The following is a 285-nucleotide window of genomic DNA, read 5'->3' on the forward strand; positions in this document are numbered from 1 at the left end:
ATTCTGCATGGTTGCATCGTTGGACGAAACGCTTTGATCGGCATGAACGCGGTCATCATGGACGGCGTCGAGCTTGGCGCGGAATCGATTGTCGGCGCGCAAGCCTTCGTGCGTGGTGAAACGGTGATTCCGCCACGCTCGATGGTTGTCGGGTCGCCTGCGAAGGTGATCCGCGACGTCACCGAGAAGGAAGTCGCTTGGAAAACACGCGGAACTGCCGAGTATCAGCAACTCGCGCGCGACTGTCTGGCCGGATTGAAGCCCGTCGAGCCGCTGAAGGCGGTC

The 285-nt window shown here is 60.7% G+C and carries 1 protein-coding gene; it reads left to right on the top strand.

The window, feature by feature from the left end; all coding sequences use genetic code 11:
* Nucleotides 1-15: 15 nt before the first annotated feature.
* On the top strand, nucleotides 16-285 hold a 270-nt coding region (locus A3722_RS06450; RefSeq protein WP_443068772.1), incomplete at its 3' end, for a DapH/DapD/GlmU-related protein.

Source organism: Sulfitobacter sp. HI0027, from assembly GCF_001634775.1.
Lineage (GTDB): Bacteria > Pseudomonadota > Alphaproteobacteria > Rhodobacterales > Rhodobacteraceae > Sulfitobacter.